Below are 13,411 nucleotides of genomic sequence, written 5' to 3'. Positions count from 1 at the left end.
ATTGCGCGGGGTTGGCGTGATATCTTTACGGTGGAGTATCACCAAGGGGCTGGACCATGAAATTCAGTATCGGCAAGGGCAGCGGCGATCTGCGGGAACGGATGCAGGAGAAGCAGCGTGCCAAGCGCAAGAGCCCGGGCGTGACCAAGCGGGCCAAGGGATCCAAGAGCGGACGGGTGGTCGGGGCGCTGTTCTTTTCGTTGTTCTTCTTCGTGGGGGCCGGCTTCGGCTGGTTCATGTTCGCCAGGCCCGCGATCAAGCTGCTCGACGCCCAGGACTGGCCCAGCGCACCCGCGACGGTGACCTCGAGCGATCTCGAGTCGCACTCCGACAGCGACGGGACGACCTACAAGATCAAGATCAGCTTCGCCTACGAGTACAACGGCCGCCGCTACACCAGCGACACTTACGACTTCTTTTCGTTCATGAGTTCGTCGGGCTACCGCGGCAAGCGGGACGTCGTCGACGACCACCCCGTCGGCAAGCAGACGACGTGTTACGTCAACCCCAAGAATCCGGACGTGGCGGTCCTGCACCGCGGCTGGAGCAACAACCTGTGGTTCGGGCTGATCCCGTTGGTCTTTGTGCTGATCGGTGGCGGCGGGATGATCGCGATGCTGTGGGGCGGCTCGCGGGGCAAAAGCATCACGCAGAAGGCCACAGGCACCAGCCGCGTCGGGCCCCGCAGCGAGCAAGAATGGCTCCCCGCCTTTGCCCGCCCCGATGAAAGCGACGCCGTTGATGGACAGATACGAAGCGGCAAGGACACGGTCACCCCGACCAAGTCGCGCTGGGGCGGCCTGCTGTTTGTGCTGCTGTTCATGGTGATTTGGGACGGCGTCGTCGCGATCGCGCTGATCAAGATGCTCGAGGACGGGGTCTCGGCGAACTGGGGCCCGCTGCTGTTCATGATCCCGTTTGTGCTGGTGGGCATCGGCTGCCTGATCGCGGCGGTGTATATGGTGCTGTCGCTCAGCAACCCCGTGGTGCGGATGCGTTTCGATCCGCGGGTGATCCCGCTGGGCTCGCCGTTGCGGGTCGACTGGAGCATCGACGGCCGGGCCGAGCGTTTCGATCGCCTGACCCTGACCGTGGAGGGCCTGGAGCGGGCGAGCTACACCCGTGGCACCGACACGATCACCGATGAACACGTGTTCTTCGAGCACACGCTCTACGACGCCGAGGCGTTGGACCGGCGGGACCCGCTGGCCCGCGAGGGCGAGGCCGAGATGGAATTCCCGGCCAACGCGATGCACTCGCTGGATTCGGACCACAACAAGATCGTCTGGCGGATCAAGGTCCGCGGCGAGATCCCGCGCTGGCCGGACGTGCGGGACGAGTACGAGTTTGCCGTGGTCCCCGCCGGCGTGACCGACGGCGGGCCCAACGTTCGCGGCATGTTTTGAGCCAGAGAGTAGGGAGTAGGGAGTAGGGCGGACGCAAGCGATGGCCCGACGCTCATTTAGAATCCACTGCCTACTGCCTACTGCCTACTGCCTACTGCCTACTGCCTACTGCCTACTGCCTACTGCCTACTGCCTACTGCCTACTGCCTACTGCCCACTGCCCACTGCCTGCCTCCCCACGCCCTAACCCCCACCACCCCATGCCCACACTCACCGTCGAACTCAACGGCAATCAGACCCACTTCGTCCCCGGCGAACGCATCGACGGGTTGGCGGGTTGGGACTTCGGCCCCGACTCGCCCAAGTGGGTCGAGGTTCGGCTGTACTGGCACACGCTGGGCAAGGGCGACGAGGACATCGTCGTGGCGGACTCGGTGCGGTTCGAAGAGCCACGCGGGGTGGACGCTCAGGTGTTTGGGTTTGTCACGCCGGCCGGGCCGTTCAGCTACGAGGGCCGATTGATCGAGATCGCCTGGGGCATCGAGGTGGTGGCCCACCGCACGAAGACCACCGCGCAGCTCGACCTGACCCTCTCGGCCACGGGCGCACCGCTCAAGCTGGAGTCGGAATAAGCGTGGCGGATGCGAAAACCGTGGTGAGCCCCCGCGACAACCCGTTCCGCAGCGGGTGTGTGGACGCGTTGGAATACGCCTCGCCGACCGGGGAAAGCTTTGAACAGATCGTGACCCGGGTCCGCAACGCGGGCTTCCGGGGCGCACTCGTCGGCCCGCACGGCCACGGCAAATCCACACTCATGCAAGCGCTCGCAGAACTCGACCCTCCCGCCGACGCGGAACACCACGACATCATCCAGATCATGCCCGACGGCACGAATATGCATGCGGTCAAGCACGCCCTCGGCTCCGACGCCGATCGGCTGTTCGTCGATGGTTACGACCTTTTGCCTTGGCGTTTGCGTTGGAAGTTAGCCCGCCGCCCCGGGGTGTTGGTCACCAGCCACCGCGAGACGAAGCTGCCGACGCTGCTGCGCTGCGAGACGACGCCGGCGTTGTTGGAGGGTTTGGTAGAGCGGTTATCGCCGGAGGTGTGCGGGGCGCTGGGCCACGAAGCGATCATGGAATTGCACGCCCGCCACGGGGGCAACATCCGCAACGCGTTGCGTGAGTTGTACGACCGAGTCGCGGTGGGGGAGTTCCCCCTTTAGCCCCCGGCGAGTCGCCGGGGGTGCCGCGGGCTGCAAGTTTCACGTGATTTGAGACGCTCATCGATCAACGCATTGCATCGCCGTACGCCGCGGCACCCCGGGTCACTGACCCGGGGCTAACGATCAATCGTCGGATGCAGTCGACCACCCGCGCGACGCCTTGGGTTTCTCCGAGACGTACGGGGCATCCCCGCCGGTCTTCTTCTCGGCGGCGGGCTTGTTGCCTCGGAGTTTCACCGCACGACGCAGCGCCCCGACTTCCTGCTTGCTGAGCATCCGCCACTCGCCGGGGGCCAAGCCTTTGAGTCGCACCGGGCCGAGCGCCGTGCGTTTGAGTTTCTTCACCCGGATGCCCACGCGTGCCAGCAGCCGGCGGATCTCGCGGTTCTGCCCCTCGGTCAGGGTGATGCGGAGTGTGGTGCGGTCGCCGCGGGTGCGGTCGGTTTCGTGGCGGACGATCTGGACCGACTCCATCGACGCCTTCTTGCCGCCGCGCTGGCTCTCGGGTTTGCCCGCGCGCTGCTCAGAGAGGACCAGGCCCTTGCGCAGTTTGCGGAGGTCGTCTTCTTCGAGGCGTCCCTTGGCCGAGACGAGGTAGCGTTTGGTCACGCCGAAGGACGGGTGGGTGAGGCGGTGGGTGAGCTCGCCGTCGTTGGTCATGAGGATCAGACCCGTCGAGTCGGCGTCGAGTCGGCCCACGGGGAACAGCCGCACGCCGCGCGGCACGGCCGAGGGGTCGATCAGGTCGAGGATCCGGCGGCGGCCCTCGGGGTCGTCGTTGGTGCTGAGCACGCCGCGCGGCTTGTGCACCATGATGTACAGCTTGCCCGCGGTGGCGAACTTCTTGCTGGCCTTCTTGGGCTTGATCAGCGGTTCGCCGTCGACCTCGACACGGTCCTCGAAGGGATCGACCCAGGCGGGGAGCTGGGTGACGCGTTCGCCGTTGACGGTGACCCGGCCATTTTCGATAAAGGTTTCGCACTCCCGGCGGGACGCGATGCCGGCGTTGGCCATCGCCTTCTGCAGGCGGATGCCGCGGGTATTGTCGGTGTAGCTGTGGGTGGGTTTGGGCTTGCGGGCCATCGGAGGTCTCCTGACGTCGTCACGACGTGGGGTTGGCAATTTGGTGGGATACTGTAGCATGAGCCGGTCAGGTTCATGTTTTACTTCATTTTTCGGGATTCTGATTATGTCCAGGTTGACTGCGTTTGGGTGGGGGCGGGTTTGGCTTGTGGTCCTGTTGGGCGTCTCCGTGTCGCCCTCGGTAGCCCAACGCACGGGCTATATGCCCGATACGCCGATCGAGGATGCAGTGGAACTGCTCCCGATTCAGGTCTACGGATATTGGGGGTATGCCAACCGTGAAGGCAGCGTGATTGTGCCTCCCATGTACGAGTGGACGGACTACTTCTATCTCCTGCGCTCCACGGTCTACGAAACCGGCGGGTCGCGAGGCCGATCCTATCCGTGGTATGCATGGCGGGCTCGATATATCGAAGAGGGGAACAAGACCAAGTGGTTGACCGCGACGACCCAGGTAGTCCAGTCGGGGAAGGTTGCTCGAAGCCCCACCGGATCCGATGTCACCAAATCAGGATCGTCCTTGCCCGGGATCGATCGGATCATGGACGGCCTTTATCGCGGCTCGATACCCAACGAAAACGGCGCCCAGAAGTACGCTTACCGTTCCCGTAGTTCGAACGGTTTCAAAACCGAACCGATCTACGACGGATTGCTGAGAGAGGGCGACGGGATGATTGCGTTCCAGCAGGACGACCTGTGCGGCTTTATGCGTAACGGCGGGAAAGTCGTGATCCCTGCTGAGTATGCCGAGGTCACCGCGTTCTCGGATGGCTACGCCGCGGTGCGTGAGCCCGAGAACGAGGGCGGACGGTGGGGCTACATCGATAAACGCGGCGAGATGGTATTTTTTGATCGCAAGGGGGAACTAGAGGAACTCCGAGGGTTTTCCGACGGAATGTCGGCGGTGCGCGTCAAAGGCAAGTGGGGATTCCTGACGCAGGGCTTCAAGCCGAGGGTGAAGCCAAAGTACGATGAGGTTCGCGACTTCTCGAACGGCCTGGCGGCGGTGTTCCGAGATGGAACGTGGAGCTATATCGATAAAAAAGGAAGGGTCGTCGCCAAGGGCTTCGAAGAGGCTTACGACTTCGGTGATACCGATCGGCTGGACCAAGGCGCGCAGCACGACGACAAGAAAGCGGTAGCGCCGGCGTTAGTAAAACAAGACGGGCTGTACGGTTTTATCGACAGACGGGGCCGTTGGCAGATCAAGCCGCAGTACGCCGCGGCCCTGCCGTTTTACCGCGGCGTTGCGCGGGTGAGTATGGGCCACGAGACCTTCGGGTACATCGATCAAACCGGCGAAATCATCTGGGACCCCCGGCCTGCGATGTCGGAGGGCATGCGCAACTGGAAGATGGGGCGGGTCTTCAACGACGGAGAGCCCAACCCGTTGTTCTGGCGTGGTGTGTCGGCCGACCCGGAAGAGCCGGCCGAGCCTTACCCGTTTGAGCTGCACATCGAGCGGCGGCTGCCTTTGCAGAAGCCGTTCTTCACCCCCAAGCCGTCATCGAAATACAACAGCGGAACCGCGGACAAGGTATGAGCCGCGAGGCCCAGCGCTCACGACAACCCGCACAGGTTTAGTCGAACTCATCGCCCTTGAACGTGCTGCCGAGATACGTCTTGCGCACGTTCTCGTCGTTGATGATCTCTTTCGGCGTGCCCTCGGCGAAGACCCGGCCTTCGCTGATGACGTACACCCGGTCGCACACCGCCAGCACGTTGTGCACGTTGTGGTCGGTGATCAGCATACTGATCTCGTGCTCGTCGCGCAGCTTGCGGATCTCGGCCTGGAACTCCTCGACCGCCACCGGGTCGACCCCCGCGAACGGCTCGTCCAGCAGGATCAACGACGGCTCGGAAATCAGCGCCCGGGCGATCTCCAGCTTCCGACGTTCGCCGCCCGACAAGGTGCTCGCCGCCTGCTTGCGGTTCTTGGTCAGGTCGAACTGCTGCATCAATTCCTCGGCCCGGGCCTTGCGCTCGGCCTTGGTCAGCGGGCGGGTCTCGAGGATGGCTTTGAGGTTGTCTTCCACGCTCAGCCGACGGAACACCGACGACTCCTGGGCGAGGTAGCCCATGCCGCGCTGGGCGCGTTGGTACATGGGCAGCTGGGTGACGTCCTGGCCGTTGAACACGACCTGCCCCCCGTCGGGGGAGATCATGCCGACGGTCATGCGGAAGCTGGTGGTCTTGCCCGCGCCGTTGCGGCCGAGCAGACCGACGATCTCACCCTCGGCGACGTCGAAGGAGACCTCGTTGACGACGGTTCGGCCGTTGTAGGTTTTGACCAGGTTGGTGGATTTGAGGATGAACATGGCAGCGATACAGGATAGCCGATCGACTCAGCCCCCGGCGAGTTCCTCCAGCTCGGCCCAGCGTGCGTAGAGCGTCTCGACCTTGGTCTGGGCGTCGCCCAGGTCCTGGCAGACCTTCGTGAACTTCTCACGGTCGGCCATGATGTCGGCGTCGGAAGACTGGGCTTGCAGCGATTCGAGCTGGGCCTCGGCGTCGAGGATCGCGGCTTCCATGCCGTTGAGTTCACGTTGGAGTTTGTAGGTGAGTTTCTTGGGGGGCTTGGGGGTTGGGGGTTGGGGGCTTGGGCTGTTGGTCTTGTTGGAGTTGTCCTTCGTGGCGGCTTCTTCACGTTGGCGTTTGGCCTGGTCTTTGGCCCATTGGGCATACGAGGCGTAGGGTTTGGCCTTGCCCTTCCCGTCGAGCGCGAGCAGCTCGGTGGACAGGCGGTCGAGCATGAAGCGGTCGTGGGTGACCAGCACGATCGCGCCCGGAAACTCGGTGAGCGCTTGCTCGAGGACTTCGAGGGACGGGATGTCCAGGTCGTTGGTCGGCTCGTCGAGGATCAGCAGGTCCGCGGGTTTGAGCATCAGGTTGGCGATGAGCACGCGGGCCTGCTCGCCCCCAGAGAGGTCGCCGACGGACGTGTTGAACTTGCCGGGGTCGAAGAGGAACATCTTGGCCCAGGATGCAACGTGCAGCGGCTTGCCGCGGTAGTCCACGGTGTCGCCGACGGGGCAGAGCGCTTCGCGCAGCTTCTGCGTGGGGTTGAGTGCTTCGCGGTGCTGGGTGAAGCTGACGACGCGGAGCTCGGCCGCGGGCTTGACGGTGCCGGCGTCGGGCTGGAGCCCGTCGTCTTCGACCGAGCCCATGAGCAGGCGGAGCAGTGTCGTCTTGCCCGAGCCGTTGGGCCCGAGCAGTCCGAGGCGGTCGCCCGGGCCGAGCTCGAGGTCGAGGCTGTCGAACAGCTTCTTGTCGCCCATGGTCTTGGAGACGTTGTGCGCCGCGAGCAGGCGCTTGGTCTTGCGCTCGGTGGCCTGGAAGTCGATGGTGGCGGTCTGCTTGGGCGCGTTGTTGCGGTTGGCGAGGTTCTTGAGTTCGCTCTTGCGTGCCGCGGCGTCGTCGACCTGCGATTTGTTGCGGGTTTGTCGGCCCTGAATCCCTTGCTTCAGCCAGGCGTTGTCGCGCCGCACCTTGCCCGCCAGGGCCGATTGCTGCGCCGCCTGGGCGTCGAGGAAGTCTTCCTTACGGCGGAGGAACTCGGTGTAGTTGCCCTTGGCCTCGAACGTCCCGCCGGGGTAGGCCCGCGACAGCTCGACGATGCGCGTCGCGGTCGCTTCGAGGAACGTCCGGTCGTGGGTGATAAACACCATCGCGCCCTTGAACCCCACCGAGGAGTTGGGGTTCACGAACGACTCCAGCCAGAGCACTCCCTCCAGGTCCAAGTGGTTGGTCGGCTCGTCGAGCATCAGCACGTCCGGCTCGGTCGCCAACGCACACGCGATCGAGAGCCGCTTCTTCCACCCCCCGGAGAGCGATCGCACGGGGCGGTTGTGATCGGTGAACCCCAGCTTCGAGAGGACGGCAGACCCCCGGAAGTTCTGGTCTTCGCTGAGTGAGGCGCCGCCGGATTCCTGGGCGAGCCGATCCATCACCGCCGAGAGGGGCGTGGCGTCCTCGGCGAAGTGGTCCGACTGCGCGACGTACGCCAGCTTTAGATTCTTCTTCCGCGTGAACTCACCCGTGTCGGGCGTCTCCAGCTCGGCCAGGCATTTGAGCAGCGTGGACTTGCCCGAGCCGTTGGGCCCGATGAGCGCCAGGCGTTCGTCGTCGTGGATGGCCAGCGAGATACCCTCGAACAGCGTGTGTGTGCCGTAGGTTTTCGAGAGGTCGCGGGCGGTGAGGAGCGTGGCCATGGGCAGGGATTGTAGCGATCCCGGGCGGGCGCTTAGCGCCCCGGCCCCCGCGGTCCGGGGCCGCCGTCTGTGCCGCCGGGCTTCGGGCCACCGCCGGAGGGTTGGGGCCGACCGCCGCTGGGGGGCGAGATGCCCGGGCCGGCGCTGGGTTGGCCCATCTGTCCGAGGGCTTGGTTGAGCATGTCTTTGCGGGAACCCGAGTCCAGGTTGCCTAATGGGCCGGGGCCGTTGAGGCCGGGGGCTTGAGAGGGGGATTTCGAGCCGAGGATTTGGGCGGTGAGGTTGTTGAGGACTTGGCCGATCTGGCCCTGGGCCTGGTTGAGCAGGTTGTCCCGGCCGGGCCCGCTGGCGGGGAGTTCGCCCAGGCTCTGCCCGAACGGGCCGAGCATCTGCTTGACCTGATCGAAGAAGCGTTGCTGGCCGGCGTTGCTGGACAGGTCGGTGTCGAACGGCAGCTTCAGGCCCGCCTGCTCGATCGTCTTCGTCGCACGCTCAAAGAGCTGTTGGTTCTGCTGGCCCGGGTCCTGGAACGGGACGCGTGAGGCCGCCGCCGCGGCGCGGGTTGCCTCGGCATACGCCTCAATGCTCTCGTCGCTGTCGCTCGTGTCTTCATCCCCGTCACCCGTCGCCTCGTCCACCGCCTCGGCGGCTTTCTCGTAGGCCTCGTTCAACGCGGCGTAAACCTGATTGGCCGCGTCCTTCGCTTCGTCTTCGTCCATCCGGCAGGCCGGGTGGTTCAGCGGGGCGTAGACGTCGCCTTCGTTCAGCACGAACCACAGGCCACGCTGCTTGTTCAACCAGCTCTGCGTCTTCCCCGGCACCGTCTTCGACGCGATGCGGACTTCGAGGCGCTCGGCTTCGCCGATGCCCGAGTAGATCGTCTGGTCGAGAATCAAGACACCTCGGTCCCAGCCCACCTCGGACGAGTGGCCCACCGCGATGCTGCCCGTCGCGATCAGCTTGCTGCGTTGGATCAGCTCCGCCACGTTCAGGTCTTCCCAGCCTTCGGTTTCCTGCGCCCGGGTCGCAGTGCACAGTAGCGCCCACGTGAGGCAAACCAGAATCAATCGTTTCGACATGACAAGACTCCCATCAAGAGAAGATGCATAACGGGGCAACGAAGCAGCGTGGCACGCCGTCAGGCTCTAACGATACCAGCGCTCGGATTGTTTGCGGCGATGCAGCCCATACAATCCGAGTGTGGAACGTATCGGCGAATCCTGTGGGCTCTGGCGGGTGGGACGCGGTGTGAGCGAGGCCAACTCGGCGCGGGTGCATGGGTTGTATCGCCGGCTGGATGCGGAGCGAACAGCGGGGCGGCTGAAGGTGTGGGATGTGGTACCGGGGTACGACAGCCTGGCGGTGCACTTCGATCCGTTGGCGACGGATGTGGCGGAGCTGCAGCGACAGGTGGAGGCGTGGCTGAGTGAATTGGACGGCGACGCGGAGGCGGAAGCCCACGCGGGGGAGACGGTGACGTTATCGGTGCGTTACGACGGGCCGGACCTGGCTCGGGTGGCGGAGCACACGGGGCTGACAACGGATGAAGTGGTGGAGCGACACACCGCGCCCAGTTACACCGTGGCGGCGATCGGGTTTATGCCGCACTTCCCGTACCTGCTAGGGTTGGACCCGGCGTTGGCGACGCCCCGCCTTGCTTCGCCCCGGGTGCGCGTGCCTGCGGGCAGCGTGGCGATCGGTAACGACCAGACCGGCGTCTACCCCCAAGACTCGCCCGGCGGGTGGAACCTCATCGGAACCGCCGACCCCGCGCTGCTCACCACGCTCCGCCCCGGCGACCGCGTCCTTTTCGAAGCGGTGGGGGTGACGGCATGACCGCGTCAGGTACGCAGCTACTCCTGAACGTCGACACCGGCGAACGCGGTGCGGATCACGCGGTGGACCACGCGCTCGTGCAACACGCCGACGTGATCAACCTCGCCTGCGGCGGGCACGCGGGCGATGCGGAATCGATCCGGGTGTTCGCGGAACTCGCCCACCGGCTCGGCAAGACCGTCACGGCACACCTGTCCTATCCCGACCGGGAACACTTCGGCCGTCGACGTCTGGAGCTGCCGGTCGATGAACTGCTGCGGTCCCTGGATGCGCAGCGCATTCGCCTGCCCGAACCCGAATGGGTGAAGTTCCACGGAGCGCTGTACCACGAAGCGGATCGCGACCCCGAACTCGCGGTCGCGCTGGCGGCGTGGTTGAAACAGGCGGGGTTCACCACCGCGATCGCCCCGGTGCCCGGCGTGTTCGCGCGGGCCGCTCGAGAAAGTGGGCTGAACGTCTTGGCCGAGGCGTTTGTCGAACGGCGGTACCACCGTGAGGAAGCGACGGATCGCGTCGCGCTGCTGCCCCGGTCCCATCCCGAGGCCTGCCTGACGACGCTGCCCGATGCGCTCGCTCAAGCCGAGGCCTTGATCGCACGGCGAGAAGTGCGGCTGCATCCTCACGGCGAGTCGATCCGGATCGAGGCGGACACGTTGTGCATCCACAGCGACTCGCCGATTGCGATGGAGTTGGCGGCGGCGTTGGCGGATCGGCTGCGGGGGATGCGCGGCGAGACGGAGGCGCAGCCGTGACGCTGTGCCTGGACTACGACGCGGGCGGGTTGTGCCGGGTGGTGTCGGCCCCGGCGTACGGCCGGCAGGACCTGGGCCATGCGCCGGGCGGCCCGATGGATCGCTTTGCGGTGTGGGTGGGCAACGCGATGCTCGGCCAGGAGCGATACGCCCCGGCACTCGAGGTGGTGCACCTGTCTGAGGTGCGTTTCGCCGGGCCGAGTTGTTTCGTGTTATCGGGGGCGCCGCGTGATCGGGTGCGGCTGGTGCGTCGCGACAACTCGGATGAATCGGCGTTGCGGCACGCGGTGGTGTATCGCGCCGAAGCAGGGGATCGTTTGGTGCTGGGGCGGAGCAGTCGTGGGCTGCGAACGTATGTGTGTGTGCGACCCGAGGGCACGGAGGATTCAAGCGATGTCGCGGGGCGCAGCCGGCCGCCGTTCGAAGACATTTGCAACACCGCAGACGCTGACGGCGCGATCCGGGTGACCCCGGGCCCGGAGCACGACAGCCTGGCGGATCCTGATGCGATGTGGGGCCGGGCGTGGCAGCTGACGCGGGAGATGAGCGATGTCGGCCTCCGGCTGGGACCCACGGCGAATGATGTCTCGGCGATGCCCACGGCCCAACCCGCCGAGATCACCTCGGGCCCCGTTGCCGACGGCACCGTGCAACTCACGCCGACCGGCCCGTTGGTCCTGCTTCGCCAGCGCCCCACCTTGGGCGGCTATCCGCGCATCGCCACCGTGATCGATGTCGATCTCGATCGGTTGTCGCAGTACCAGCCCGGGCAGGCGCTGCGGTTCAGGTTGGTGTCGGCTGAGCAGGCCTTGGCGTTGTTTCGGCAGCGCGAAGACGACTTGGCGGCGTTGTTGGCTGGCTTCCCGATATAGGCATAATCATCTTCCACCTCCGCGGCAACGGCTCGCTGCGTAGGTCAGGTCTTCGACCTGACACGGCCTGCGGTCTTACACTGTCAGGTCGAAGACCTGACCTACATCATTGGCTCAGCCTGAAAATGTGATGGCCATTCTCGAACCTGCGACAAGGCTTCAAGCGGCCGCTCGATGCCGCTACGATATGGACGATGCAAGCAGTGGGTCGATATTTCTGGAGGCTGGGGCCGGGCAACCCGATGGTGGTGCGGATCGTCGAGGGCGGTTCGCGGCGGATGCAGCACATGTTTGTCCGCATGGGCTACCTGGGGTTGCTGGTGATCCTCGTGGTGATCGGCTTGCTCGCCGGGCCGGGGATGTCGTCGGATGTGAGCCTGGGCGAACTCGCCAAAGCGGGCTCGCAGGTGTTCCGGTTTATCGCCTACGGCCAGGTGCTCGGGGTGTGTCTGCTCGCGCCGTTGTTCATGGCCGGGGCGATCGCGTCGGAGCAGTCGGGCAAGACGTACAACATTTTGCTGACCACGCCGTTGACGAACCTGCAGATCGTGCTGGGCTCGTTGGCGGGGCGGCTGTTCTTCGTGTTGGCGCTATTGCTCAGCGGGCTGCCGCTGTTCGCGGTGGTGCTGGTCTTCGGCGGGGTGCGGACGGGGTCGGTGCTCATGGCGTTTGCGGTGGCGGGGTGCACCGCGGTGTTCGTCGGCAGCGTGGCGGTGACGCTGAGCGTCTTGCGTGCCGGCGGGCGCAAGGCGGTGTTCGTTTTCGTGATCGGGATCATGGCGTACCTGGTCGGGCTCTATGCGTTGGACCGCGGTCTGGTGCGGATCCTCGACCCCGAGCCCTACACCACTTGGCTGACTTCGCTGCACCCGATCCTGGTGCTCGAGTCGTCGCTGCTGAGCGACTACACCCCGCCCCCAGCCGAGGCCTTGGTGGACTACCCGGCACCGCTGCGTTTCTTCCTCGGCTCACCCTTCGCGGCCTTTGTCGCCTGGACCTTGGGCGGGAGCGTGCTGATGGTGCTGGGCTGTGCGCTGGGGCTGCGTCAGGTGGGGCAGGGCGAGGCGAAGTGGCTGATCTCGCTCAAGCGGGCGCTGCGGATCAGCCGTGACGAGCGGACCCACGCCCCGCGTCAGGTCACGGGCAACCCCATCGCTTGGCGCGAGGCGAACACCCGCGGCAAGATGTTCGGCGGCATCCTCGGACGCTACGGCTTTGCGCTGCTGGGTTGGGCGGGCGCGGGCCTGTTGGTGTGGCTGTACCACACCAACCGACTGCCACAGATCCCCGCCTCGCAGACCGCCGGCGGGGGCTACCTGCCGCCGCACGAGGTGTTCCACCGGTTGCTGACCATCCTGCTGGTGCTGGAGGTCGCGGTGGTGACACTGGTGGCGATCTACATGAGCGCGGGGTGCGTCAGCCGGGAGCGCGAAGACGGGACGCTGGACATCATGCTGACCACGCCCGTCACGCCCAAGCAGTACATCTGGGGCAAGCTGCGGGGGCTGGTGCGGTTCCTGAGCCTGATGATCGCGGTGCCGGTGCTCACGATCGTCGGCGTGAGCACGTACGCCTTGGCGGGCAACATCATGGGCTGGTCTCAAACGGCCTTTACGTACTACGGCCTCGACGGCGGGGCGTATCCGGACACGCCGTTGATCCTGCCGGAGGTGGGGCTGTGGCTGGCGCTAATGCTCGTGCCGTTCATCGCGCTGTGTGTGGCGTCGGGGATGGCGTGGAGCCTGAAGGCCAAGGGCGTGCTCGGCGCGGTCGTGCCCACGGTGGGGATCATCGGCGCGGTTGTGCTGGTGATGGGGCTGTGTGGCTGGTCGGGGCTGGGGACCACCGCATTGATCGGCCCGGTGGTCAACGGATTCAGCCCGGCGACGAACACGGCGATGCTGATCAACCCGTGGGACCGCGTGGATGGGTTTGCCGGCGAGGGCGAAATCTTCGGCCGGGTCTCGCTGGCCCTGGCGGCCCTGTTCGCGGCGGCGGGCTACAGCATGATCGTCTACGCGATGATCGTTGGCATGGTCAAAGGCTTCGACCAGACCGTGCGCAAGCTATCGGGCACGGGGTAAAG

General features: G+C 65.5%; 12 protein-coding genes. 8 read left to right on the top strand and 4 right to left on the bottom strand.

Translation table 11 applies throughout. From position 1 onward, the window contains the following. The first annotated feature begins 56 nt into the window (after window positions 1–56). The 3 genes from HNQ40_RS03870 to HNQ40_RS03860 all read left to right on the top strand — a co-directional run bounded on the left by HNQ40_RS03870 (window position 57) and on the right by HNQ40_RS03860 (window position 2,571). The gene (locus HNQ40_RS03870; RefSeq protein WP_184676560.1) at window positions 57–1,406 is read left to right on the top strand and encodes a DUF3592 domain-containing protein; all 1,350 of its coding nucleotides are present in this window, start codon (window positions 57–59) and stop codon (window positions 1,404–1,406) included. A gap of 200 nt (window positions 1,407–1,606) precedes the next feature. Continuing rightward, window positions 1,607–1,978 carry a hypothetical protein gene (locus HNQ40_RS03865; RefSeq protein WP_184676558.1) on the top strand — a complete coding sequence of 124 codons (372 nt, stop codon included), beginning with the start codon at window positions 1,607–1,609 and terminating at the stop codon, window positions 1,976–1,978. A 2-nt stretch (window positions 1,979–1,980) separates the two neighbouring features. Further along, window positions 1,981–2,571, top strand: coding sequence for a hypothetical protein (locus HNQ40_RS03860; protein WP_184676556.1), 591 nt, complete (start codon window positions 1,981–1,983; stop codon window positions 2,569–2,571). Window positions 2,572–2,694: 123 nt separating this feature from the next. On the opposite strand, the gene HNQ40_RS03855 is transcribed toward HNQ40_RS03860, so the two are convergent. Next, window positions 2,695–3,654, bottom strand: a complete 960-nt coding sequence (locus tag HNQ40_RS03855; protein WP_184676554.1) for a pseudouridine synthase — start codon at window positions 3,652–3,654, stop codon at window positions 2,695–2,697. A gap of 202 nt (window positions 3,655–3,856) precedes the next feature. On the opposite strand from HNQ40_RS03855, the gene HNQ40_RS03850 reads away from it, so the two are divergent. Continuing rightward, window positions 3,857–5,197, top strand: a complete 1,341-nt coding sequence (locus HNQ40_RS03850; RefSeq protein ID WP_184676552.1) for a WG repeat-containing protein — start codon at window positions 3,857–3,859, stop codon at window positions 5,195–5,197. Window positions 5,198–5,234: 37 nt separating this feature from the next. Here the strand turns inward: HNQ40_RS03850 and lptB are convergent, their stop codons facing one another. From lptB to HNQ40_RS03835, 3 genes are read right to left on the bottom strand one after another with little or no spacing between them, the layout of a single operon-like run. Further along, entirely contained in the window at window positions 5,235–5,972 is a 738-nt protein-coding gene (gene lptB, locus HNQ40_RS03845) for an LPS export ABC transporter ATP-binding protein (RefSeq protein ID WP_184676550.1), read from the bottom strand. Window positions 5,973–5,999: 27 nt separating this feature from the next. Continuing rightward, window positions 6,000–7,865, bottom strand: a complete 1,866-nt coding sequence (locus HNQ40_RS03840; protein WP_184676548.1) for an ABC-F family ATP-binding cassette domain-containing protein — start codon at window positions 7,863–7,865, stop codon at window positions 6,000–6,002. A gap of 32 nt (window positions 7,866–7,897) precedes the next feature. Further along, a complete protein-coding gene (locus tag HNQ40_RS03835) occupies window positions 7,898–8,944 on the bottom strand; it encodes a hypothetical protein (protein ID WP_184676546.1) in 1,047 nt (348 codons plus the stop codon). A 121-nt stretch (window positions 8,945–9,065) separates the two neighbouring features. Between HNQ40_RS03835 and HNQ40_RS03830 the strand changes: the two genes are divergently transcribed. The 4 genes from HNQ40_RS03830 (at window position 9,066) to HNQ40_RS03815 (ending at window position 13,409) form a co-directional block, all read left to right on the top strand. Beyond that, the gene (locus HNQ40_RS03830) at window positions 9,066–9,701 is read left to right on the top strand and encodes a 5-oxoprolinase subunit B family protein (RefSeq protein ID WP_221435364.1); all 636 of its coding nucleotides are present in this window, start codon (window positions 9,066–9,068) and stop codon (window positions 9,699–9,701) included. Further along, window positions 9,698–10,453, top strand: a complete 756-nt coding sequence (locus HNQ40_RS03825) for a LamB/YcsF family protein (protein ID WP_184676544.1) — start codon at window positions 9,698–9,700, stop codon at window positions 10,451–10,453. Before HNQ40_RS03830 ends, HNQ40_RS03825 begins: the two co-directional genes overlap by 4 nt. After that, entirely contained in the window at window positions 10,450–11,325 is an 876-nt protein-coding gene (locus HNQ40_RS03820; RefSeq protein ID WP_184676542.1) for a hypothetical protein, read from the top strand. The genes HNQ40_RS03825 and HNQ40_RS03820 overlap by 4 nt, the downstream gene beginning before the upstream one ends. Window positions 11,326–11,519: 194 nt before the next feature. Continuing rightward, window positions 11,520–13,409 (top strand): ABC transporter permease, encoded by a 1,890-nt coding sequence (locus HNQ40_RS03815; RefSeq protein WP_184676540.1) that lies wholly within the window; start codon window positions 11,520–11,522, stop codon window positions 13,407–13,409. Window positions 13,410–13,411: the final 2 nt, after the last annotated feature.

This window comes from Algisphaera agarilytica, from assembly GCF_014207595.1.
Taxonomy (GTDB): domain Bacteria; phylum Planctomycetota; class Phycisphaerae; order Phycisphaerales; family Phycisphaeraceae; genus Algisphaera; species Algisphaera agarilytica.
Note: the sequence above shows the minus strand (reverse complement) of the source record. Positions and strands in the feature narration are given on the sequence as shown.

Coding starts and splice junctions, on each gene's coding strand:
- HNQ40_RS03865 (WP_184676558.1), top strand. CDS start 1,607: ATGCCCACACTCACCGTCGAACTCAACGGCAATCAGACCCACTTCGTC.
- HNQ40_RS03870 (WP_184676560.1), top strand. CDS start 57: ATGAAATTCAGTATCGGCAAGGGCAGCGGCGATCTGCGGGAACGGATG.
- HNQ40_RS03835 (WP_184676546.1), bottom strand. CDS start 8,944: ATGTCGAAACGATTGATTCTGGTTTGCCTCACGTGGGCGCTACTGTGC.
- HNQ40_RS03855 (WP_184676554.1), bottom strand. CDS start 3,654: ATGGCCCGCAAGCCCAAACCCACCCACAGCTACACCGACAATACCCGC.
- lptB (WP_184676550.1), bottom strand. CDS start 5,972: ATGTTCATCCTCAAATCCACCAACCTGGTCAAAACCTACAACGGCCGA.
- HNQ40_RS03850 (WP_184676552.1), top strand. CDS start 3,857: ATGCCCGATACGCCGATCGAGGATGCAGTGGAACTGCTCCCGATTCAG.
- HNQ40_RS03840 (WP_184676548.1), bottom strand. CDS start 7,865: ATGGCCACGCTCCTCACCGCCCGCGACCTCTCGAAAACCTACGGCACA.
- HNQ40_RS03825 (WP_184676544.1), top strand. CDS start 9,698: ATGACCGCGTCAGGTACGCAGCTACTCCTGAACGTCGACACCGGCGAA.
- HNQ40_RS03815 (WP_184676540.1), top strand. CDS start 11,520: ATGCAAGCAGTGGGTCGATATTTCTGGAGGCTGGGGCCGGGCAACCCG.